Source organism: Streptococcus sp. DD11 (assembly GCF_001578865.1).
Lineage (GTDB): Bacteria > Bacillota > Bacilli > Lactobacillales > Streptococcaceae > Streptococcus > Streptococcus panodentis.
In genome coordinates this window covers 1-264 of sequence record NZ_KQ969485.1, presented here as the reverse complement: position 1 = coordinate 264, position 264 = coordinate 1, and the positions used below count along the sequence as shown (strand labels likewise).

Below are 264 nucleotides of genomic sequence, written 5' to 3'. Positions count from 1 at the left end.
ACCTGCCCCAGGAAGTCAAGGACTTGCTTCCGGCAACGGAAAAGAATCTGGAGAACGGCACTCAGGTAACGCCGACAGCGCCAGCTCCAACTCAAGTACAGACTGCGGACGGCACTTGGACTTTCAAGTCTTATGACAAGAACGAAGAAACCATCAATGGTGCAGATGTGAAATTCGTCGGCACTTGGGAATTCACTCCAACTCCAAGCCCAGTGCTAACTTACAAAGCAGTCCATGCATTTGTCAGCGGCACAGCCGGCAGGG

Annotated in this window: 1 protein-coding gene; it reads left to right on the top strand. The window is 52.7% G+C overall.

Features of this window, described 5'->3' with window-relative positions; all coding sequences use genetic code 11:
• On the top strand, nt 1-264 hold a 264-nt coding region (locus STRDD11_RS13515; RefSeq protein ID WP_164828528.1), incomplete at both ends, for an SHIRT domain-containing protein.